14 protein-coding genes are annotated in these 21,442 nt (G+C 46.4%); 3 read left to right on the forward strand and 11 right to left on the reverse strand.

Features of this window, described 5'->3' with window-relative positions; genetic code table 11:
• The first annotated feature begins 649 nt into the window (after nucleotides 1–649).
• A complete protein-coding gene (locus tag IAQ59_RS18080; RefSeq protein WP_209332256.1) occupies nucleotides 650–1,309 on the forward strand; it encodes a hypothetical protein in 660 nt (219 codons plus the stop codon).
• A gap of 147 nt (nucleotides 1,310–1,456) precedes the next feature.
• Here the strand turns inward: IAQ59_RS18080 and IAQ59_RS18085 are convergent, their stop codons facing one another.
• Entirely contained in the window at nucleotides 1,457–2,347 is an 891-nt protein-coding gene (locus tag IAQ59_RS18085; protein WP_209332257.1) for an IS1595 family transposase, read from the reverse strand.
• A gap of 73 nt (nucleotides 2,348–2,420) precedes the next feature.
• Here IAQ59_RS18085 and IAQ59_RS18090 point away from each other — a divergent pair, with 73 nt between their 5' ends.
• Both IAQ59_RS18090 and IAQ59_RS18095 read left to right on the forward strand, forming a co-directional pair.
• Complete coding sequence (locus tag IAQ59_RS18090) at nucleotides 2,421–2,915, forward strand: hypothetical protein (RefSeq protein WP_209332258.1); 495 nt, start codon at nucleotides 2,421–2,423, stop codon at nucleotides 2,913–2,915.
• Between the two features lie 60 nt (nucleotides 2,916–2,975).
• Entirely contained in the window at nucleotides 2,976–5,099 is a 2,124-nt protein-coding gene (locus IAQ59_RS18095; protein ID WP_209332259.1) for a hypothetical protein, read from the forward strand.
• Between the two features lie 543 nt (nucleotides 5,100–5,642).
• Here IAQ59_RS18095 and IAQ59_RS18100 read toward each other — a convergent pair.
• From IAQ59_RS18100 to IAQ59_RS18145, 10 genes are all read right to left on the reverse strand, one after another.
• Nucleotides 5,643–6,404 carry a hypothetical protein gene (locus tag IAQ59_RS18100; RefSeq protein WP_209332260.1) on the reverse strand — a complete coding sequence of 254 codons (762 nt, stop codon included), beginning with the start codon at nucleotides 6,402–6,404 and terminating at the stop codon, nucleotides 5,643–5,645.
• A 111-nt stretch (nucleotides 6,405–6,515) separates the two neighbouring features.
• Entirely contained in the window at nucleotides 6,516–9,392 is a 2,877-nt protein-coding gene (locus IAQ59_RS18105; RefSeq protein WP_209332261.1) for a TonB-dependent receptor, read from the reverse strand.
• 96 nt (nucleotides 9,393–9,488) lie between these two features.
• Entirely contained in the window at nucleotides 9,489–10,991 is a 1,503-nt protein-coding gene (locus IAQ59_RS18110) for a hypothetical protein (protein WP_209332262.1), read from the reverse strand.
• Nucleotides 10,992–11,140: 149 nt separating this feature from the next.
• The gene (uvrA, locus tag IAQ59_RS18115; protein WP_209332263.1) at nucleotides 11,141–13,990 is read right to left on the reverse strand and encodes an excinuclease ABC subunit UvrA; all 2,850 of its coding nucleotides are present in this window, start codon (nucleotides 13,988–13,990) and stop codon (nucleotides 11,141–11,143) included.
• A 117-nt stretch (nucleotides 13,991–14,107) separates the two neighbouring features.
• Nucleotides 14,108–15,787: a DUF748 domain-containing protein gene (locus IAQ59_RS18120; protein ID WP_209332264.1), complete on the reverse strand. Its 1,680-nt coding sequence runs from the start codon at nucleotides 15,785–15,787 to the stop codon at nucleotides 14,108–14,110.
• A 107-nt stretch (nucleotides 15,788–15,894) separates the two neighbouring features.
• Nucleotides 15,895–16,836, reverse strand: coding sequence for a lytic transglycosylase domain-containing protein (locus tag IAQ59_RS18125; protein WP_209332265.1), 942 nt, complete (start codon nucleotides 16,834–16,836; stop codon nucleotides 15,895–15,897).
• Between the two features lie 181 nt (nucleotides 16,837–17,017).
• On the reverse strand, nucleotides 17,018–19,300 hold the full coding sequence (locus IAQ59_RS18130; RefSeq protein ID WP_209332266.1) for a xanthine dehydrogenase family protein molybdopterin-binding subunit: 2,283 nt from the start codon (nucleotides 19,298–19,300) through the stop codon (nucleotides 17,018–17,020).
• Between the two features lie 24 nt (nucleotides 19,301–19,324).
• Nucleotides 19,325–19,777: a (2Fe-2S)-binding protein gene (locus IAQ59_RS18135; RefSeq protein WP_209332267.1), complete on the reverse strand. Its 453-nt coding sequence runs from the start codon at nucleotides 19,775–19,777 to the stop codon at nucleotides 19,325–19,327.
• Between the two features lie 165 nt (nucleotides 19,778–19,942).
• Complete coding sequence (locus IAQ59_RS18140; protein WP_209332268.1) at nucleotides 19,943–20,572, reverse strand: class I SAM-dependent methyltransferase; 630 nt, start codon at nucleotides 20,570–20,572, stop codon at nucleotides 19,943–19,945.
• Nucleotides 20,573–20,586: 14 nt separating this feature from the next.
• Complete coding sequence (locus tag IAQ59_RS18145; RefSeq protein WP_209332269.1) at nucleotides 20,587–21,429, reverse strand: hypothetical protein; 843 nt, start codon at nucleotides 21,427–21,429, stop codon at nucleotides 20,587–20,589.
• Between the last annotated feature and the right edge of the window lie 13 nt (nucleotides 21,430–21,442).

Raw genomic sequence — 21,442 nt, forward strand, 5'->3', positions numbered from 1 at the left:
AAATTGGTCCCATATCCGTGGGAAAGGGAAGACTATGCCCCGAAAATTGACCACCAACAGCCAAAAGCGAAAAAAACCCGCTTTCAACGAAAGGAATTCCAATCACAATACCCTAACTTAATAGAATTGCCCCTGAACCGCTGGAATCAAGCGAGCATATATGGATGAATGGGTCAGAAAACCTGCCAGGAAAAAACACGTTAGTCATTTGATTGGTAAATAATAATTTGTATTTTTAAATGTTTTAATTGCAAACCTAAATAGGGCTATTGGTTTCACCACTTATAATAAAAACTGATAAGGGGTATTTTTGCAAAGGATTTTATCCTATCTGTTTAGTTTTAGTAGACTCCAATTCTAGTGAAAGAAAGTCATTTAGAATTAAAAATAGACGTATTGGCGCAGGGGTCTTTCGAAGCAAAATTTCCCTATTTGCATCAAATCAAAAACAACATTTGATATAGACGCAAAAATGATCTGTACACATCAAAAATATCTTTTTTTCATAGTAATGCTCCTTTTTGTACAGCTTTTATTGAAAAGCAGACCAAACAGGTTCGAAAAAATAGATGCTGAGCACGGTCCGATCTATTCGGATAGCATTCTATCCGCAAAACTTGAGTTAGCCTTTCAAAATAACTCCCAGCCCATGTTTAGCCAATTCTTTTTGGATTGGAATGAAACTATCCAAGCAAATACCGAGGCGTTTGTAGGTCAAAATGACACTATTAAAGCAGTGTTCGACTCGTATAGAGCATTTTTTATACCACTCGATTTATTAAAAATCGGAAATTGGGAGCGAGGTAATGAGCTTAATGTTAACAGCAAATATGTTGCTGTTCAAAATAAAATAATATTTTCGATTACAACGGCCGACAACTTCGATGATTTCAGTAAGACCAGAGAAATTTATTACATAGACTCAATCAGCAATTTTAGGCCCCCACTGTCAATGAACGATGGTAAGGTTTTATATTTAACTCCAGAGTATAAAAAATCATTAAACTATTTCTTAGGTGTAAAAATAATCGAATCGAAGGAACCTTATAAAATGAACCGTGGCTTACCTTTGGATGAGGTTGAGAAACGTTACAATAGGATAAGACCATTTATTCCGATTCTTTATGGACATTGGGGAGGACATTGGCATATTGAAACGCATCCCCTTGTTTATTCTATTATTTTTAATAAAGATCTGAACTTGGCTAGGTTTGACTTTAGAGTTGGATACCAAGGTGGAGAAGCTATATTAAAAAAGGAAAATAATGTTTGGGTAATTAAGCGAAGTGAAGTCACATGGATAGAATGATATTTATAAAGTAGATAAATCTATCTCAAATAATCCAATATATATCAATATTTTATGTTTAAAATAATTCACTTGAAAACATTTATAAAATATTAAAGGAATTTTCGGTAGGTATTTATATATAAAAAAATATATTGAATTAGACATTTAATAAATAAAGGCTTTGTAGGGGTAGGGCGGCTGTGCCAGCATCCTCACAACCAGATTCTCGAATATCCCCTCCTTCATCATGTGCCGGTTAAACCGGTAGGTATATTCGTTGATATACGGTTGCAGGGCCACCACTGAATGGTGGGTTCCCCTAACCCAGGCCTTGAACATCATAATCACACGGTGCATAGCACCAAAATTCTCCCCCTTTTTGCCCGACTTTTCACGCACTAGGTTGGGAAATTCCTTCTCCATCCCTTTGTAACCGGCCCAGCAGTCCGTTTTCACCTGCGCATCTGTCGCTATATGGTCCCTCATAAAGCTGCCCAGATTGGCCTTGGACGCCGATTCGATCACCCTGCCATACCAACGTGACACACCTCCCCGCACCTTTTCGATCCCGACTACCACGATCCTCTTTTTCCCTTCGTTTCTGCCTATTGCCTTGTCATCCTGGCCTCCCACGTAGGTTTCATCCACCTCCACCGTACCTACCAAGGGGTAGTTTCCACTACTTTCCATCGCCTTCATCACCTTCTGCTTGAATAGCCAGCAGGTTTTCTGCCTCAGTTCGAGCTTTCTGCTAAGCTCGCAGCTGCTGATCCCGTTTTTACTGGTGGAAATGTAATAGACTATGTAAAACGCCTTGAGAATGGGGAATTTGCACTGGTGGAACAGTGTGCCCGAGGTCGGAGATTCCAGTCTACAGCATCGGGTACACTGCCTGTCGAATTCCTTAATGCCCTTACAATAGGAGGTGTTGCCACATTTCTTGCAGATGTATCCCTCTTTCCACTTCAGCTCCGCCAAGTACTTATAGCACTCCCTGTCGGAGGGAAACTTCTCCTGAAACTCAAATATGGAGAGACTCTTATACCTTTTTTCCATAGAAGCCGTGTTTAAGAGCAATATAGGTAGATTTTGATCATTTACAAAATGCCTAATTCAGAAAATATAAATTATGTGGGAACGATGTATGTTCTGTTTTGGCCGAGGAGAAGTCCCTCATACAATTCCTAGACAAAATCATAGTCCGGGGGAGGATAGTTTTGTAACTAGGTATGAAAGATGTGTTCATTGTTATGGCACAGGGGGAAAGATAGTAGACAATAAAACTTCTCATAGTGGTGGGACTAAAGGAAAGGGAACTAGTGTTGAAAACATAAAGGATCCAATTACTCCAAAAGAGCCGTTAACAGAAAAGCAGAAGCTCAATAACTTTGCTGATTTTTTAGCATTTCTTGTAATGATTTTCCTTTTTTATTTATTATTCACTGAGCCCTTAGATTTAAGCGTTTGGGCTAAATTGGGAATTGGTTTTGGTTCATACTTTCTCACACATTGGCTATTACTGCAGTATAAGCCAGTACTGGTTTTCCTAAGATTTGTAGTGAAATGGGCTATTTATGCTGGGTTAGTAATACTTGTTTTATGGATTATTTCTCTTTTTAACTAGGGGGAATTACAGTTATCAACAATTTAATAGGTTTTCGAGACATTCTTACCGGAATTAGCAATGAAATCATTCGTAAAAACACTTCTTCTTGTAAGCATATCAATTTTCAATGTTTTACATGCACAAAACTGCAAAAAACTGGATGAATGGACCCAAAGTGTGGAACTCGAATTTCCGGACATTGACTTCAAACAATTGAAAATTGGAAGTGAAACACACGATCGAATAAAATATAATCTTCTTTCAGATAAATATTTTATCCCGGTGTTTAATGAGCCATTTGATAAAATCAGTAAATCTAAAAAAAAGCAAATAGCACATAGGATCAATCAATGCAGGCCGAAACTCAAAGTTGGAGGAGGGAATGCTACTATTTTAAAGCCACGAGAAAGCGTGGGAAGACTGAGTCACTACATGGGGCAGGTTTTTCTGCAAGAAAATTCCTACAAAGTAGCGGTTCAACATATTCAAGAGATGCGATCGATACGGATGGGGTATGATCAAACAATTATGGCCTTAAATAGCGAGATATTGACATTCTCAGAACTAAATGACTACAAAAGCCTATTGAACTCAGAATATAAGATTTTAATGGATTCTGAGTTGGTTTATTTATCTAATCTTATAGAACAGCAAGAATTCGAACTTGCAAATAAAACTCTGTTGGCCAAATCACAGTCATTATTAGGATTAGAAAAATCGTTGTTTACCCTGCAAAAGTTGCTGAAATTTAAATTAGATTATGCAGACCTTTTTCTAAAAGCAGAAATATCGGTAAAACAGCAAGCTGATCAAATCATCAATAAGAAGACAAATGAAGTATTGAATTCTCTTATTCTTGTTGAAATGGATAAGGTAGAAAATATTGTACTCAATGAGAATGGTATTGACCAGATAAATGATCTGTATAGTTTGGCAAATGACAATTACCACTTCTTTCGGGACCATGATCTCATCAAGAAACTATTCGCCGAAATAGAATGGAAAAAAACTCAGATTGTCAGTGACATTTCGGAAAGTATTATTTTGAAAATTAAGAAAAGTCAAGATATCTGGGAATTAAAACAAATTGAAGAAACATATTTATCATCGGTATTGACCGATGATCCTGCTGTCGAGGTTATTTCTGATCAACTTTTATTGAGAGAACAAAACATAGTGGAAAAAGAAAGACAAGAAGAATTTACACGCTTTGAAGAGCAGAGAAAAAGGCAGCAAAAAATCAATAGCCAAAATCTTAAAGTTATTCAACGGGGATATGCGGAAGGCGAATTTTCCAGAGCTGAGTTTTGGTTCCCTGGAGCTATAGAATTCCTTGCTTCCGGTGAAATTTCTAATTTTCCCGATAATTTGGAGTCGAGACTTTGGGTATTTCATTTTTATCATGGGCTTTTAAGTGGAAATCGGCAGGGCTTGCCAAATGAGGTGTATGATATGGAGTTTCAACTCAGGATGGTTATTGCCTATATGAGTGAAATTAACATGGGCACTGAAAGGATTAAAAGAATGTTTAATTCAACAAATATCGAAGAATTTATCGTTAGTGATGTGGAGATATTTGGTATGTTGGATGCAAGAATGCTTATGGAAAATAGCCGAAATCAATTAGAAGCTTTAAATCCCATCATATCTGCAACAATTAATTTAATATCCCACTACAGTGATAGAGTGATCAGTCCTCCAACAAAATATAAGTTTTATTCTTATGGAAGTCAAAAGCTATTGAAAGCGCTTGGTGTTAAAGAGGAAGAAGTTGAGCGATTTAGGCCTGACTACAAAGATAGTTGGGCTATTTTAAGAGATAACATGATGACTAAGGTAAGTGCGGAAATAAGTAGCGATAGTAGTATTCCATTATATTCTGAGTTGCACGGACATTGGTTAGGTACATTATCTATTGAATCCGAGGAAAAAATCCCATTGGAAGTTTATTTTCAGCCACATGATATATATCATGAAATGTCTGGAATCTACTTAAATGGGGAGTCTTACTTTATGCCAGCTGTAATCTACAGCGGAAATAATTATGTTGAAACGAGTGCGGAAATGAAAAACATCAATTTTAAGGTATTGTTTGTCGGACAGCTATCTGAAAATGGAGAAAAATTGACAGGTTGGTTACATCACTATGAACTGGGTAATCGTGAGTACCAGGTTAGCTTCCGGAAAAAAAATCAAGATTAGGTTCGGATATAGTTTTCATTTGGAAGAACTTAAGCTGTCGTCTTTGCTTGCTCTGCCGGGTTAAACGATAATGAAAGCCCACAAAGGGCAGCTGTACCAATTGCCAAACCTGTCAAACATCGATTATATCTTGCAGTTGAACATCTTCCAAACTTCTCTCCGAACTTCTCTCCGAACTTTTTGACTGCCTTTTTAGGAGAACGGAAAAAATCCCTGATATTCAAATTATTCAAAATCCCGAAACCCCCAAAAGCTTCTCCGAAAGGTGTTTTAAATCTAAAAATTGAAAATTCAATTTAAAGCCTTCTTTATTCACAAGAGCATTGAAGCCTATGACGTATTGGACAGAGGTCTTTAAAATATGCTCAGCGAGGCATTGGGATGCCCTATCCCTAAAATCGCCACCATTGAAGTCCCCTATTATTCGCTCTCTTTTTCAATCAGATAGTCGCGTGCATAAGGTGCATTGGTATTTTTCACTACTGCTTTGTCGTAGAAAATTGGCCTGTCGTATTGTTATGACTTTTCAAAAATGAATCAAAGTTATCCGTTGATAGAATTGAATTTAGCCAACTCCTTCCTCAAAAAGTCGGAAAGGGCGTGTATTCGCTCGGAGTCGTAGTACTTGAGGGCTGTCGCGGAAAACTGATACGCTGCCAAGGGGTTCCCGTTGTTGAGATACCGGACGGCTTGATTGTAATACTGTAATCCCAAAAGCTCCCTAAGCGCGATGGGCTGATATACCTCCGGTAAAGAAGCTGACCCGTCTATCGGTTCCCAAAAGAGGGAGCCAGAGTCGGTGGTGACATAAGACTCTAGATAATGTTGCAGTTCTTCTGTCTCTGTGATAAACCCGTACCGGGGGTCAGTCACTTCCAGCAACAACACCTCCCCATTTACGGATACCTGGAGAAACACGTGGTAGGAAGTCTCTATCGCCTCATAAGAAAAACCGAACGCTTCCAACAATGCCGCTAAGATAAGCGACCCGCTTACGCAATCGTAAAGCCCTTCTCTCAACACATCTGACTCCAGCGTGTATTGCTGGTACTCGTGAAAAATCACCGCATGGGAGCGGAAAAAAATGGCACGCACCATTCGCTCAGACCTCCCAAATCGGACAAAGTCCTTTTCCAATTTTCGATACAGGTTAGCAAAGGACTGACTTTCATCAATCCACGCCGCCACCAGGCTTTTGGCAGCCACCTCCGGCCTATCCAAATGCCTGCCAAAAGTCGCACTCCCACCAGCCATCGAAAAAACCGTCACCATATACAGACACATCCAAAACAAAGAAGCGCGCATTTCCAACCACGTTATTTTAATGTTATCTAAAGTTAACAATTTGTTAACATCAAAACAAAAAAATAACCCCTGTGTTTACAGGGGTTAGTTGGAACATGGGCAATCTGAGGTCTATAATGCGTAGGAAAGGCTGAAATTAATCAACGTACCGGGGTTTAGGCTAGAGAATAGTTGATCAGCCGCCCGATAAGAACGGAATACCTCCTGCCTGGATTGATTTAGCAGGTTTTGTATGTTCAGGCCGGTTTGCATCCGCTCATCTTTGCCAAATGTTTTGTTTACACTGATGTTTACGGAATGAAAAGGAACCGTGTACGTATCGGTTCGGTTACCGAATCCGATGTAATTCAAGGTAGAACCCTGCACATTGTAAAAAACGCCCGCTTCCAGGCCAGCGACAAAATCGTTAAAGGAGATCCCCGTATTGATGATATAAGGGGCCTGTCCTGCCATGTCCCGGTAGGACGCGATCTGTTGCCCTTCCCTAGCCGTTAGCTGCCTGGAACGGAGCTCGGAAGCGGACATTTGAATACGTGATTCGGTCAATGTCCCGTTGAAGCTAAAAAACAGGTTCTCTAGCTTGGGTGCAACAAATGCCAAGGATCTTCGAATTTCCAACTCCACGCCTGCCACGGTGCCATTGCCCACATTTCGAGGCTGAAAAGCACCCGGGTCGGATAGAAATTGAACCATCTCTATGGGCTTGTCAAAGGTTTTGTAGAAGGCACTCACTGACAGTAATTGACCTGCCGGCATGAACTTCTCCCATCTCAGATCAAAATTGTTGATACGGGTGGCTTCTAGCTGCCCATTCCACAAAACCTCAGTACCCCCATTGGTGGTCTCCGGAAACAAGCCGCCTATAAAGGTTCTTCCGGTAATGGGATCCAGGATCTCTGCAAAGGACATTTCCTTAAAGGATGGACGTGCGATCGTCCTCGAAAACGAGAGGCGCACATTTTGGTTCTCCTGTAGGCTATTGATCAAGTTTATGGTCGGAAACAGATCCAGGTCATTCAGTACGCGCTCATTGACAAAGACGATCGTTTGGGTCTGATTGGATCCGGTATAGTATTGATCGTATTTCTCGGCCCTGACACCCACGATCGCTTTCAACTTCGGTATCGGAGAGAACTCGCTGTGTACATAAACTCCCAGATTGGTCAGGTTGGCCTGAAAACTATTTGGGTTACTGGGGATAAACAGCGGGCTGTACCGGACGCCATTTCGGTTTGACGCTGAGAAAAGATTTTCCTCCCGAAGTACTTCATTCGGATCTCCCGTAAAAACGGTATTTCCGGTGGAAAACTGAAAATCGTTGATCAAAAAATCCCGGTCTTTGTACACATAGGAGGTTCCGAACCGCAATTTTGCCTGATTGCCAAACAACAAATGGCTATTGGTCAAATCCACCTTGCCTACCAGGTTTTGTTCCTCAAGCGATCTCCATATCCGCTGTGGCAGGCCAACTTCAGAGGAAATGGTTTGATTGGGCCTCCTGAACCGGAGTACACGCACGTCCGGGTCGTCCATGGTGGAAAGGGTCGGAGACACCTTCCAATTTACTTCCCACTTTCCGCCTGTCAGAAAATGGGCGCCGTTGATCATCAGGCTGGTCAGCGAGCGCTCGCTGTATTCGATATTATACTGGTCTGCCTCAAAGACAGCTCCCAGGTTGGTGTTTTCAAAATCAAATACACCCACTTTGGATTCCCCGTTCTGTAGGCGGATAAGATTTAACCGGTATTTTGACTGATCGGTTTTGTAGGCCAGTCCAAACATGCCTCCTAGCAGTACGTTGTTCACACCGAAACTACCTCGTGACCGCTCCAAAGGCTCCAGCTCGGTCACATTATTTTCCCTTGGCTTGGCATAGAGATTATATTCCGCATTTTGGAAAAATTCGGAGCTATTCTTGTAAGTCAGCGCTACATTGTAGCCAAGTTTATGACTACCTATGGCCAGCTGATTCCCCAAAGAGAAGCCCATGCCCATATTCATCAGGTTTCGCTCGGTTCGTCCGCCAAATTCGGGATTAAAATCCCGAAGAATTCGCTGGTAAAGTTGACCCCTTTCACCACCCGGATTACCGACTACCTCCGCATACTGCGGAATATCGGATATCCCTTTGGTGGGAATCTCCCGGTAGCCATTATCAAACCCCAAGAAGTCTGTGGAACTCCTACCTGCACGCAAAAAATTGGATTTGAAGTGCATAGAGGGATTAAAGCCTCCACTCAACGAAAAGCGCATGGTTTTTTCCTCCGGAAAATCCTTCGTCTCTATATCCACGACTCCACCGGTAAAGTCGGCGGGTAAGTTGCTGGTAAAGGACTTGGAGACAACGATATTGTCAATGATGTTTGTCGGAAAGATATCCATCTGTATAGTATTCCTATCGGGATCCAATCCGGGGATATCCACCCCATTCAAGATGGTTTTTGTGTACCGATCTCCCAATCCTCGGATATACACATACTTACCACCCTCAATCGATACCCCGGTTACCCGCTTGATTGCGGAGGCGGCGTCTCCGTCGCCCATTTGCCGAAATGCGGCCGCGGAGATCCCATCCATCAGCTGAGCGGCGTTTCGTTTCACCGTCATCAGGGCGGCCTCCGTGCTTCGGATAGCCTCGGCAGAGATCGTCACGGTCTCTAGGTCAGAAGTAAATTCGGTAAGCTTCAGATTATCTAAGATCGTAACCTGCCCGTCGGTGACCTGCACCCCTTCTAATACCAACGTATTAAATGAAATAAAGGAAGCCTGAAGGGTATATGTGCCGGGAGCCAATTGAAGCTCGAAATCCCCATCAAAATCGGTGACGGCGCCAAGTTGCGTGCCGACCACCGAAACGGCAACACCGAAAAGCGGCTCTCCGGAGCGCTCATCGTAGATAGACCCTCTGATAACGCCGTTCTGCGCTATAGCTGAAAAGGTAAGCAATGCCAATACCAGTACTAACCAGCTTGTGACAATTTTTTTCATGGATTATGTTTTGTTTAGTAATACAGCAGATAGCTAAAAAAGTAAGGGAAGGGGTGAGGATACACCCCTTCCAAAAAATGGATTGTACTTCAATAATTACAAATCGTCCAGTTGACCGGCAACAGCCGCCCAGGACCAACCCTGAAAAGCAGCCTTATCAGCTCCGACGGTATTCTCCCCTAAGGGGACTTCACTGCCATGCGCATGGGTACCGTTTCGAAACACATCCGTAAGCGTTGCTCCTTCAGCCAACGTAACCTCTAGACTTTCGAAACTCAGGACACCGCTCTGAAAATTTGCCAAGCTTGCATCGCCGCTTATGGAAAGGTCTCCCCGACCCTCCGTGGCAGATGGGCTGCCAAAACCATAGAAGTAGATATTTTGGAAGGTACCTCTTGCACCGTCTCTAAAGTCTCCCATTTCAGCGGCAGCATGTCCTCTTATGGTGCCATTGGTCAGTGTATGGGCTCCATTGAAAGAACCCTCAGGCCCATCAATCTCCAACGCGTGGTCAGTATTCGAACCACATAGGATAATAAAGTTGTCCAGTGTACCAGACCACGCCTGATCGGTATCCAACGCATCGTCACCGGAGTTCCATACGATTGCATTCTTCACACTTACCGTGCCACCAAACCACTCTATTCCATCGTCCTGATTGGCTATTACCTCGATATTTTCGATAATGGTTTTAGAGCCTACACCTCCCAGGGTCAATCCATTGATTTCATTACCCTCCCCGATATTGGCACCGCCGTGTCGGATAGAGATGAATTTCAATATTCCTGAGTCATCCTCCGGATCGCTGCCTCCGTAAAGTCCGTTAGTGTCTGAGGGCGGAATCCCTTCGATCTGCACTTCGGTAACATCTCCTGCAAACGAACTGCTGGCATTACCGAGTATCAACAATCCTCCCCATAAACCGTCGATATCCGGATCCAGATTGGGACTCGAAATCATTCCAGGCTCAATCTCATCGGCCACGGAGGTAAATATGATGGGTTGTGTTTCCGTCCCTTGAGCGTCTATTCTCGCTCCTCTTGCGATGATCAATGCAGTTGCATTGGGGCCTGAACCCGCTTCTCCTTTCACAATCACACCCGGCTCAATCGTGAGTGTTGCCCCGGCGGTAACTGCGATTCTTCCCCCCAGCACATAGGTTTTACCGGTCTCCCATAGCGCATCTTCGGTGATGTTGGAAGTCAACCGAATCACGCTGGCAACATCTCCCACCGTCAATACGTGGGTTACCGTCTGCGTATCACCGTTGCTGTCTGTGGCTACAAATTCAAAGACAATGTTTCTATTGGCATCTGCTTCGGTAGATGTATAGGAAAATTCATGGCTGACCGCAGTCTCACCGGTAAAAGGAAGCGATTCCAAAGTTGTTCCGTCCTTTCTAATTACCACGGAAACCAGCCCATCCGGAGCAAGGATCTGCGCGGTCACCGGACCTACCGCTTGCCCGGCTTCGATTACCGCTGTGGCGGGAATCCCCGTAATGGATACTGAATTGTTTGGCTGCTCGTCTTCCGTACAGGCCCCTAAAACAAGGATTCCCAACGTGAAAGACAACATAACCCGGAAAATCTTTTTCATGATAGTAGTAAGATTAAGTAAGTCAACTATTTTTCCGCTGCAAAATTGACTTAAATAATACTACCTCAGCTCATGAAACGAGTTATCAAATTTTAAAATAATATTCTGAAATTTAACCTAATCTTAACAATCGTTCTTAAAAACACTTCCTAGTCCTTTGTCTCCGCGGCGTTCGCCAATTCCTGCGCTAAAAATCTGGCTGTGTGGCTCCTGGAATGACCGACCAAACGCTCCGGTGTGCCGCTGAAAAGCACTTCACCACCCCCTGACCCTCCTTCGGGCCCCAGATCAATAATGTAATCAGAAACCTTGATCACATCGAGGTTATGTTCGATGATCAGGACAGTATTGCCCTTTTCCACCAACTTGTTCAACACCTCCAGCAAGTGTTCGATGTCCTGAAAATGCAGCCCTGTAGTAGGCTCATCGAGGATGTAAAAGGTCTTGCCCGTATCCTTTTTGGAGAGCTCGGTGGCCAGCTTCACGCGCTGAGCTTCTCCGCCGGAGAGGGTGGTGGCGTGCTGCCCCAGCGTGATGTAGCCCAACCCTACTTCAAAGAGGGTTTGGATTTTTCGGAGTATCTTGGGCTGATTTTCAAAAAACTCCACTGCCTGCTCCACGGTCATATCCAGCACATCGGAGATGCTCTTGCCTTTGAAGCGCACCTCGAGCGTTTCCCGGTTATAGCGCTTACCCTTACACGTCTCACAGGGCACGTGCACATCGGGAAGAAAATCCATCTCAATAAGCTTCATCCCCGCTCCTTCACAATCTTCACAGCGACCCCCCTTTACGTTAAAGGAGAACCTTCCGGGCTTGTACCCCCTGATTTTGGATTCCGGTAATTCTGTAAATAGGGCCCGAATATCGGTAAAAACACCCGTATAGGTAGCGGGATTGGATCGGGGAGTGCGGCCAATGGGCGATTGGTCTACTTCGATGACTTTGTCCAAATGTTCCAAACCCTGAAGGCTCTTGTAAGGAAGTGGCTCCTTCTTCGAGTGATAAAAATGCTGATTTAACAGCGGGTACAGCGTTTCGTGTATCAGCGAACTTTTGCCCGATCCAGAAACTCCCGTGACGCAAATCATCGTCCCAAGCGGGAAGGAAACCGAAACATGCTTCAGGTTGTGCCCGGTGGCGCCTTTTAAAACCAATGCTTCTCCATTGCCCTTTCTGCGTTTTTTGGGCACCGCAATCTGCTTCTCGCCATTGAGATACTTGGCTGTCAAACTGTCCAGCCTCAGAATCTCAGCAGGCGTGCCACTCGCTACTACCTGTCCTCCATGCCGACCCGCTCCAGGCCCTATGTCCACAAGGTGGTCCGACTCCAGCATCATATCCTTATCGTGTTCTACCACCAGCACCGAGTTGCCCAAATCACGCAGATCCTGCAATGCCTTGATTAACTTGACATTGTCCCGCTGATGCAGGCCGATGCTGGGCTCATCTAGAATATACAACACGCCCACTAGCTGCGTGCCAATCTGGGTAGCCAACCGGATTCGCTGTGCCTCCCCCCCTGACAACGTGCGGAGCGGTCGGTTGAGCGTCAGGTAGCTCAGGCCTATATCCAACAAAAACCCTATGCGCTTGCGAATTTCCTTCAATACTTCCACACCGATCAAACGTTGTTTTTCGGTCATGCGGCTCTCCACATTGGAAAACCAATCCGAGAGCGCCGAAATATCCATTACCGCAAGCTCACCTATATGCTTGCCCGCTATCCTAAAATGCAGCGACTCCTTCTTAAGCCGGTACCCGTCGCAATCAGGACAAGTACGGGAAGTGGTAAAATCCGCCACCCACTTTTGGATCTTATCCGAACCGCCCTCCTGTTGCTTTTGGAGAAAATGAATGATACCCTCAAAGGTTGTGTTCCACGTGGTGCCGGGGTATTTGACAGAATCCACCTCCACTTCCATCTTATCGCCGTATAAGAGGGTTTGTATCACCTCCTCACTTAGTTTATTGATCGGCGTGGAAATGCTAGCCTTGTACCGCTTTAAGATGGCATCTATCTTCTTGAAGATCCAAATATCCCGGTACTCTCCCAGTGGTGCAATGCCTCCACGGCTGATACTCAGCTCCGGATCGGGAATAATATTTTCCCGTGTAATCTCTTCGATGATACCCAACCCATTGCAGGTAGGGCAAGCCCCGTAGGGACTGTTGAAGGAAAAGTTATTGGGGGCAGGCTCGTCGTAGCTGAGGCCTGTTTCGGGATCCATCAGGTATTTGGAGAAATGGTACACCGCACCACTTTCGTCTCGCAGCATGATGATCCCCTTTCCCAGGTTTAGGGCGGTCTTTAAGGACTGAACGATGCGGTACCGATCGGATTCATCTGCCACGATACGGTCTACGACTATTTCTATATCGTGGATCTTGTACCGGTCCAATTGCATCTTGGGTACCAGATCCATTACCACGCCGTCCACGCGCATCTTGGAATACCCCATCTTACGCACCTGCTCAAAGAGCTCGCGATAATGCCCCTTCCTACCCTTGACCACAGGTGCCAGCAAATACAGCTTCTTGCCACCAAATTGCTGAAAGAGCTGCTCCACGATCTGATCCTCTGTCTGCCGCACCATCCGATGTCCCGTCAAGTAGGAAAAAGCTTCTCCTGCGCGGGCATAGAGAAGCCGCATAAAATCGTAGATTTCGGTGACCGTCCCTACCGTGGAACGTGGATTTTTGGAAGTCGTCTTCTGTTCGATGGATATCACCGGAGACAGACCGTTGATCTTATCCACATCGGGCCGTTCCATACCGCCCAAGAAAGAACGGGCATAAGCCGAAAAACTCTCCATATACCTGCGCTGTCCTTCGGCATAAATGGTATCAAATGCCAAAGAGCTCTTTCCACTACCGCTTATTCCAGTGATTACCACCAGCTTGTACCGGGGCAGGCTTAAGTCGATGTTTTTGAGATTGTGCTCCCGCGCACCAAAAATCTCTATTAATTCCTCGGTGAGTACGTTTTCTTCAGTCATACTTGATTAGATCCCGTGGTGATCGGCGAACCTGCAAAACTAGCACATATTCGGAGATTTGGCCAATAACGCCTACTAAACTTCCCCTAGTAGGCTTTGGTTCTGTCGGGACTCAAATTAGTTCTTGCGGGCCTTCTCCCGTAGTTCTTCCTCCGAATCGCCGGTGATCGTAGATTTCAGCCCGCTGAGTACTAGCTGCCACCAATAGTTAAAAATAAATTTACGCTGATCCCGAACTTGGTAAACCGCGCCCTTTTTTAATTCCCCCCGCTTCGTGGGGTTCTGTGACTTAATCACCAATTTATTCGCCAAAAAAGACCCTATACGCTGAAACATATTCTGGTCATGGCCAAAATTCTTGTCCAAAATCTCAATCTCCAGATCCTGAAACTTGGCAATCAACTCTCCCGACCCATCATAATCGTTTGCCGAAATATTGAAATGCAAGTCTGTCAGCCGCCCGCCCTTCAGCGCCACCCGGGTAGCCGGTTCCACCATGGCGTTTATCGCCCTCAGGTCAAATCCCCCTACGCTTCCTTGCATGGTAAATCTTCCCTTGTCATCGCGTAAAAAATACCTGCCATGGAGGGTAATTTTTCCCTGACCCATGAGTCTAGCCTCCGCGGACATATGTAACGTATCATTTTGGTGCAAGTCTTCTTTATACGTCGTAAAGGGATACAGGGTAGCGTGTACCTGATCGAAATAGATCATTCCGGATCGTGGGGCGTCGTTGTCGGGGCGTTCCTCGTACGAGACTCGCATATTCTCCACGGCGATGGTGTCGATTTTTACGCCTACATCGATGGACTTCACGATCTCATGGATCATCTTAGGACGTTTCTCCCTGTCGTCCGGTCGGCGCTTGTCCCGAAACACTTCCAATTCTGGATCGGTGATCAAGAGCTTTTCAGCATGCAAGGTGCCGGAACCAAAATACCCCGCCAAATCAATTCCCAACAGCTGCAATCTCCCCCGATGGAGCGCCATCCAATCGGTTTCCTTTTCAAACTGCCGAATGTAGGCGTACTTTTCCAATTTATTAATAAACGAAACCTTTTCGATGATCAAATGCCTTTCATCTGTATCAAAGGATAGGTCTTTGGCGCTGATTGCATTTCGATAATCGTTGAGGTGAACCGTTGCCTCAGCCATATAGCCCTGTATGAATGCGACGTCAAACAAAGCGCGGCGATCGGTCAAATGCGCATTTGTAAACACAAATTCATCTGCGAACACAAACAAATCGTGTAGACTTAATCTGGTTGAATCGGTGTAACTGTCTTTGTTGAAAAAATTCAGCTTATTGACGCGGATATGATTTACGGATATGCGGTCATAGTCCTTTCCCTTCCGTTCCGTTGCTTCGGTGTTTCCGATTTCCAGCTTCTCCAAAGGAGGTGTCGAGCTTTCCAACACCAACTCCTCCAAATGCGCCGAGTCCAAACGGATGGAATTGTCGAGCAAAACATCTACCCATCGAAACCCGGTAAGGTTGGCCTCTTTCAGGTTTAGGGTAAACCGGATTTTGTCTTTATCACTTTCCACCTCACCCGGGCTGATGGCCACATCCCTCAACCGAAGCACCGAACCAAAAAAATCATAGTCGATGCGGATATCCCCAAAATGCACCTCGTGACCGGCAAAATCGGAGGTCCGGGTGATCATGTCCCGGACAATTCGCTCCCCGTATTTGCTCAGGTACAGGTTGACGAGGGAAGGCAAACTAAAATAGACCACAGCAACAACGGCTAGGAATACGACCGCCAGCCGCAACACAATGTGAAGGTGCCTCATGTAGTGAATTGATTTAGAGATAAATTGCAGGAGAAATATAATTCAAATTTATCTCATCTCTACATGTCGCGTCAATTTTTTGATAGGAGCAAAGGAATCGGAAACCGCTATAAGGGAAGTTCGATGGTGTAGGATTTTCCCCTTCCCACAGTCAATTTAGTGGATCTCAACCAAGCATTGTGTAGCTTGACTTCTTTGTAGTTACTTCCATGCTGAATAGCCCACGTAGCTAAATTCGAAATGGGGGCCGTTACCTCCACCTCCCGGTAATTGGGAAGCTTGTACAGGTCCGATGCCTGCAGCTCAAACCCGTAGTGGGACGGGCGCGAAAATAATTCCTTCATGGCCAAAATACGGAACATGTACCTACTGGTTTCTTCGTTTAGGTACAGGTCGTAATAGTCAGGTACCTGTTGCTCGTTGATTCGTCGGTTTAGGCCCGCCATGCCCATGTTATAGCTGGCAGCGACATTGGTCCAACTGCCAAAACGCCCATAGGCAGAACGCAGGTACTTACACGCAGCTACCGTCGCTTTTCGCCAGTGGTACCGCTCGTCCACTTCGCTGCTCACCTCCAACCCAAATTCTTTGGCGGTGCTGGGCATAAACTGCCAAAAACCCCTCGCCCCTGCCGGAGACACGACGTTCATCAGTCCGGACTCAATCAGCGCCACGTACTTAAAATCATCCGGAATCCCATTTTCCCGCAATACCTGCTCGATTTCCGGAAAGAACTTTCCAGCCCGCTTCATCATCAGTACCGTATTCGACTCCCAGTAGGCATTGACATACAGCTCCCGCTCCAGTCGCTCATACACGTCCGGCTGATGCAGGGGAACCGACTCGCCCGCAAAATCCAGCTTTTCTGGCAATTTAAAAATCGATACCCTGGGCCCAGGAGCTTCCTGAGCGGGGCCCAAGAAGGTTTCCTCTTGGTCACCTGCTGAGGGGACATAGGAGTTTTCCGAAATTTGGTTCCAAAGGAACCCCAAGCCCAGAAAGAGAATCCCTACCAAGGCATATAAGACCGTAAGCTGACTAGTTTTCAAATTTCAACAATTAACTAATTTCTCCCTGCACGTACTCCCGATCTAATCACCGGGTGCCAAAAGTCACCTGTACTATTGGAACTACCACCTAAAGATAGTGTATTCGCCTCAATCCAAAAACCGAAAAATGGTGAAAGGCAATCCCATAAAAAAACCCGAGCGTCACTCGGGTTTAAAAAGGTCAGCCCAGCCGAAAGGGAAGTTGGTATACCCGCTTGCCGCTTAGCTTATAATAGGCGTTTGCCAATGCGGGGGCCAAGGGAGGTACCGGTGGTTCACCCACGCCGGTAGGCTTGCGGGAACTCTCTATGATGTGCACATGAATCTTTTGGGGTGACTCCGGCATGCGCACCAGTTGGTATCCGTCAAAATTGTTCTGCTCTACCTGCCCGTTTTTTAGGGTAATGGCAGAGGTGTTGGCTATACTGGTCCCAAAGATCGCCCCTCCTTCAAACTGGGAGCGAACCCGATCGGTGTTTACGGCGATTCCGCAATCTACGGCATAGTGCACCACCGGGATAGTGATCTTGCCATCTGACCCCCTTCGCAATTCTACCACACAGGCCACATATGTCAGAAAACTCTTGTGCACGGCAAAACCCATGGCCGTGCCGGCAGGGAGTGATTTTCCCCATCCCGACTCCTCCGCCACCCGGCGTATGACCCCTTTGAGTCGGGCGGTTTCCCAAGGAAAGTCATCCAGTGATTCGCCATAATTCCCGAAGTCACCTTTTATCTCTCCCTCAAAGTTCAGTTTTCCGTCGTCTGCCAACATCTCCAGGTTAAACGCTACGGGATCTTTGCCGCAGGCCTCCGCCACCTCATCCATCATGGAACAAATCGCAAAAGCATGGTGAATATTACTTACAGACCTCATCCATCCGATTCGGGTATGGGCTTTGGATTCGTGGGTTTCGATACGGATGTGGGGTACTTGAAAGGGATAGTCTATGCAGCCCAGTCCCAATTCTCCGTCAGACGGATGCAACTCTTCGGTATTTGAGGTAGCACCGATGGCGGGAAAAACGGTGTGATGATTCCATCCTGTAAGTCGCCGGTTTCCATCTAGCGTGACCCGAATACGCTGCGCACTGTGTGAATGAAAAAAATCATGGTGAAGGTCATCTTCTCTGGTCCATTGCACCCGGATGGGCATACCTGTTTCCTTTGCCAATAGGGCCGCCTCTACCAAAAAATCCGGCTTGGACTTCCGTCCAAAGGCCCCTCCCAGCAGGGTGACGTTTACCGTAATATCAGCCAAGGAAATACCGGTTGCCTCTGCCACCGATTCCCTCGCCCACTGTGGATGCTGCGTTGGTGCCCAAATGTCAAATTTGCCACCTTCCCAGCGAGCAATGGCCGCCGGCGGCTCGATGGTGGCATGTGCATAGAATGGGGCTTCATATACCCGGTCTATCACTTGGGAGGCTTGAGCCAGCGCCGACTGAAAATCACCTCGCTCACGCCGCACCATGCCGTCATTTTGGGTACTGGCCTTCATTTCCTCTAACTGTTGCCGAGAGTCATAATTAGCGTTGGGACCCATATCCCACTCGATCTCAAGGGCCTTTCTACCCTGAATCGCAGCCCAAGTATGGTCGGCAATGACCGCAAGTCCTTCCAAGGGCTTGTTCAATCCAGGAGGAATGCCAGAACCCGCAATCTTGACCACCTGCCGAACACCGGGCACAGCCAGTGCTTTTTCATCATTGTAGGATAGGATTTTGGCTCCGACTACCGGGGACCGGGCGATCACGGCGATTTTCATCCCGGGTAGGTCTACGTCTGCCCCAAACACTGCTTTACCGGTAACGAAGTCGTGCAAATCAACTATGGGCGTATCTTTACCCACCAGCTTGTAGGCAGAAAAATCCTTTAACGACACCTGACTCGGATCGGGAAGTGGCAGTGCCTGCGCCTTGGAGGCGATCTCACCAAAGCCAAAAGACCGACCACTCCCGGCATGGCTGATCCGGCCATTTTCAGCTACACATTCCGAAGCCTCCACGCCCCATTCTGCAGCCGCAGCCTGAATCAACAGGTACCGGGCGGTGGCACCGGCCTGACGCATGGGTTCGTAAAACATCCTTACCGAGAAGGATCCGTCGGTATTCTGATTTCCATAGGTGTCTTCGTCACCCACTGCTTGCTCGATCTTCACTTCGCTCCAGTCTGCTCCCAACTCGTCCGCGACGATCATTGGCAGGGAAGTACGTATACCTTGCCCCATTTCGGAGCGGTGCGCGATAATCGTAACGGTGCCGTCGGGATCGATTCGCAAGTAGGCATTTGGCGAAAACATGCCTTCACCGTCCTTGGTGCTGCACTGAAAAGTGACGCCTAGCATCAGCCCTCCCCCGGCCAAGGCGCCCAGCTTCAAAAAATCCCTTCGGGAAGATTTGTAAATTCGGGTAGTGGAGGAGTCCTTTTTGGGGAAACGTAGAAACGGAAATTTAGGGATCATGGATTTCATTGTTTTGGCGTAAAACTAGCGGGTGGTGCTTAAGATGGCTTCTTTGATGCGATTATAGGTGCCGCAGCGGCAAAGATTGCCCGCCATCGCCTGATCTATTTCCGCATCCGAGGGAGAAGGGTTTCGTTTCAGCAGGGCGGTAGCGTTCATGATCTGACCCACCTGACAGTAACCACACTGCGGAACGTTGTGCGCTACCCAAGCTTCTTGTACCGGATGACTGCCGTCTTCCGACAATCCTTCGATGGTGGTGATCGCCTGGCTACCGACCTCCGAAACCGGCAGGGAGCAGGATCGAACCGCAACATCGCCAAGCAAAACCGTACAGGCACCACAGAGAGCCTGACCGCATCCAAATTTAGTGCCCTTCATACCAAGTAAGTCTCGAATTACCCACAAAAGGGGCATTTCCTCCGGTGCTTCTATTGTTTGCTGGGAACCGTTAATAGTCAGTGTGTAATTTGCCATAGCGTGATAAATAAGTGTGTCGATAGTAAAGTTACATTTTTTTCTAAAGAATGTCACCTAAAAGCAATTTAATTTGCCCAATGTAAGATCTTGTGTTATAATTCATTCAGTTGCCAAAAATAGCCAAATAACCCCTTCCTTCTGCGAGTAAAAAACCCCTCCCTCTCAACCCCCATCAGCTAGGTTATCCTCCTTCCGAAACACCTTCGCCACCATGAAGCCCCTTTGCCACTCCACCTGCTGCTGCACCTTCCATCCAAACCGCTCAAAAAACGTGTCGTAAGCAGGTAAGTCACGTCGAGGGTGATTCACCAACAACCGAAAAAACTGTATCATAGTCTTCCATACAGCCTTTTTGTGGGCTTTTGGGTAAAAATCCACCACCAGCCATCGCGTCCCGGGCAGCACCCGTCTACCTACCTCCCCAAAGAAACGGTCGAGTTCCCTGTCATCCAAAATATCCAGCAGATACTGGGTCATCACCACATCAAACACCCTCGTAGGCGGCACTTGTGCCATGGAATCCACGAAATCGACGTTTCCAGAGGCAATCCTATCCTTGGCAAGTATCGTCATTCGCACAGATGGCTCCACATACACGACACCACCGAAACGGCCCACCCGATGCAGCAAATATGGCAGATTTAGCCCGCTGCCCCCACCGCAATACAGTACCTGATCGCCTGGCATCACCTGATCCAAAAGAGCGAATTTGCTGCGGGTATGATCGCGGCCCAGCACCAACCTGGCTAGAAAATCATATACCGAAGCAATCCGATCGTAGTTGTTTTGCACGGCCTTAGGAATTATTAGAGCGGTAACAGAATAAGCACTACGGGCATCAGAAACGATAACTCCAACCTCCTCCGTACGGACTCTTTAGGGAATTTGCTGTACGAAAGGAAGTACCTCACATGCCAGGTATACATCAACAGGAGCAAAACAGTGAATACATGGTAATAAGAAGGCAGTAGAAACAACAATACCAAGAAATAAACCAACCCCAGCATGCCCACCCACTGCAACGCTTTCTTGGCCAATCGATGACCTAAAAAGGTAGCCAATGAACGCTGTCCTGAAAGCTTGTCTGTCTTGCAGTCCAAAAGGGAAAGGAATACCAGATTATACCAGGCCAGCAAAAAATATCCAAAGGCGATAGCTATCCAAGCAAGGTTCAATGTGGGAAGTTCTTTATTAAACAGCGGCAATAAGAGAATGCCCAACACGTAAAACAGGGCTATGCTGGTTTCTTTCCAAGGGGCAAGCGGTTGTTTGTAGTATTGGGTGAGGAGCAAATTCAAAAGTATCAGCCCTCCCAGCATCAGTGCTGCAGCAAAGAGTTGCTTCGACGGCAGCAAAAGAAAAGCCCCGACTACCACGACCACGGCAGCCACGGGCAGCGCCACCCGAAGCACGCTAAAGTACCGCTGATGAAACCTGTGCCTCGGGGAGGCATGGCTTGTCTGCATATGACGGGCATCTAGAAGATGATCAAAGGTATAAATAACCCAAACAGACAGTGCCATCAACACAAAAGCCGCTAAAGCCAGCTCCACCCGAAACAATCTGGCAAAAAAATACATTCCTGCACAGGCGCCAAACGCAACATCTAACGAGAGAAAATGAGCCAGTCTGTAAAATCTGCATGCCATCACCCCAAAGTTA

It is taken from the genome of Lunatimonas salinarum, assembly GCF_017811155.1.
Classification (GTDB): Bacteria; Bacteroidota; Bacteroidia; order Cytophagales; family Cyclobacteriaceae; genus Lunatimonas; species Lunatimonas salinarum.

Coding starts and splice junctions, on each gene's coding strand:
- IAQ59_RS18080 (WP_209332256.1), top strand. CDS start 650: ATGTTTAGCCAATTCTTTTTGGATTGGAATGAAACTATCCAAGCAAAT.
- IAQ59_RS18085 (WP_209332257.1), bottom strand. CDS start 2,347: ATGGAAAAAAGGTATAAGAGTCTCTCCATATTTGAGTTTCAGGAGAAG.
- IAQ59_RS18090 (WP_209332258.1), top strand. CDS start 2,421: ATGTGGGAACGATGTATGTTCTGTTTTGGCCGAGGAGAAGTCCCTCAT.
- IAQ59_RS18095 (WP_209332259.1), top strand. CDS start 2,976: ATGAAATCATTCGTAAAAACACTTCTTCTTGTAAGCATATCAATTTTC.
- IAQ59_RS18100 (WP_209332260.1), bottom strand. CDS start 6,404: ATGCGCGCTTCTTTGTTTTGGATGTGTCTGTATATGGTGACGGTTTTT.
- IAQ59_RS18105 (WP_209332261.1), bottom strand. CDS start 9,392: ATGAAAAAAATTGTCACAAGCTGGTTAGTACTGGTATTGGCATTGCTT.
- IAQ59_RS18110 (WP_209332262.1), bottom strand. CDS start 10,991: ATGAAAAAGATTTTCCGGGTTATGTTGTCTTTCACGTTGGGAATCCTT.
- uvrA (WP_209332263.1), bottom strand. CDS start 13,990: ATGACTGAAGAAAACGTACTCACCGAGGAATTAATAGAGATTTTTGGT.
- IAQ59_RS18120 (WP_209332264.1), bottom strand. CDS start 15,787: ATGAGGCACCTTCACATTGTGTTGCGGCTGGCGGTCGTATTCCTAGCC.
- IAQ59_RS18130 (WP_209332266.1), bottom strand. CDS start 19,300: ATGATCCCTAAATTTCCGTTTCTACGTTTCCCCAAAAAGGACTCCTCC.
- IAQ59_RS18135 (WP_209332267.1), bottom strand. CDS start 19,777: ATGGCAAATTACACACTGACTATTAACGGTTCCCAGCAAACAATAGAA.
- IAQ59_RS18145 (WP_209332269.1), bottom strand. CDS start 21,429: ATGGCATGCAGATTTTACAGACTGGCTCATTTTCTCTCGTTAGATGTT.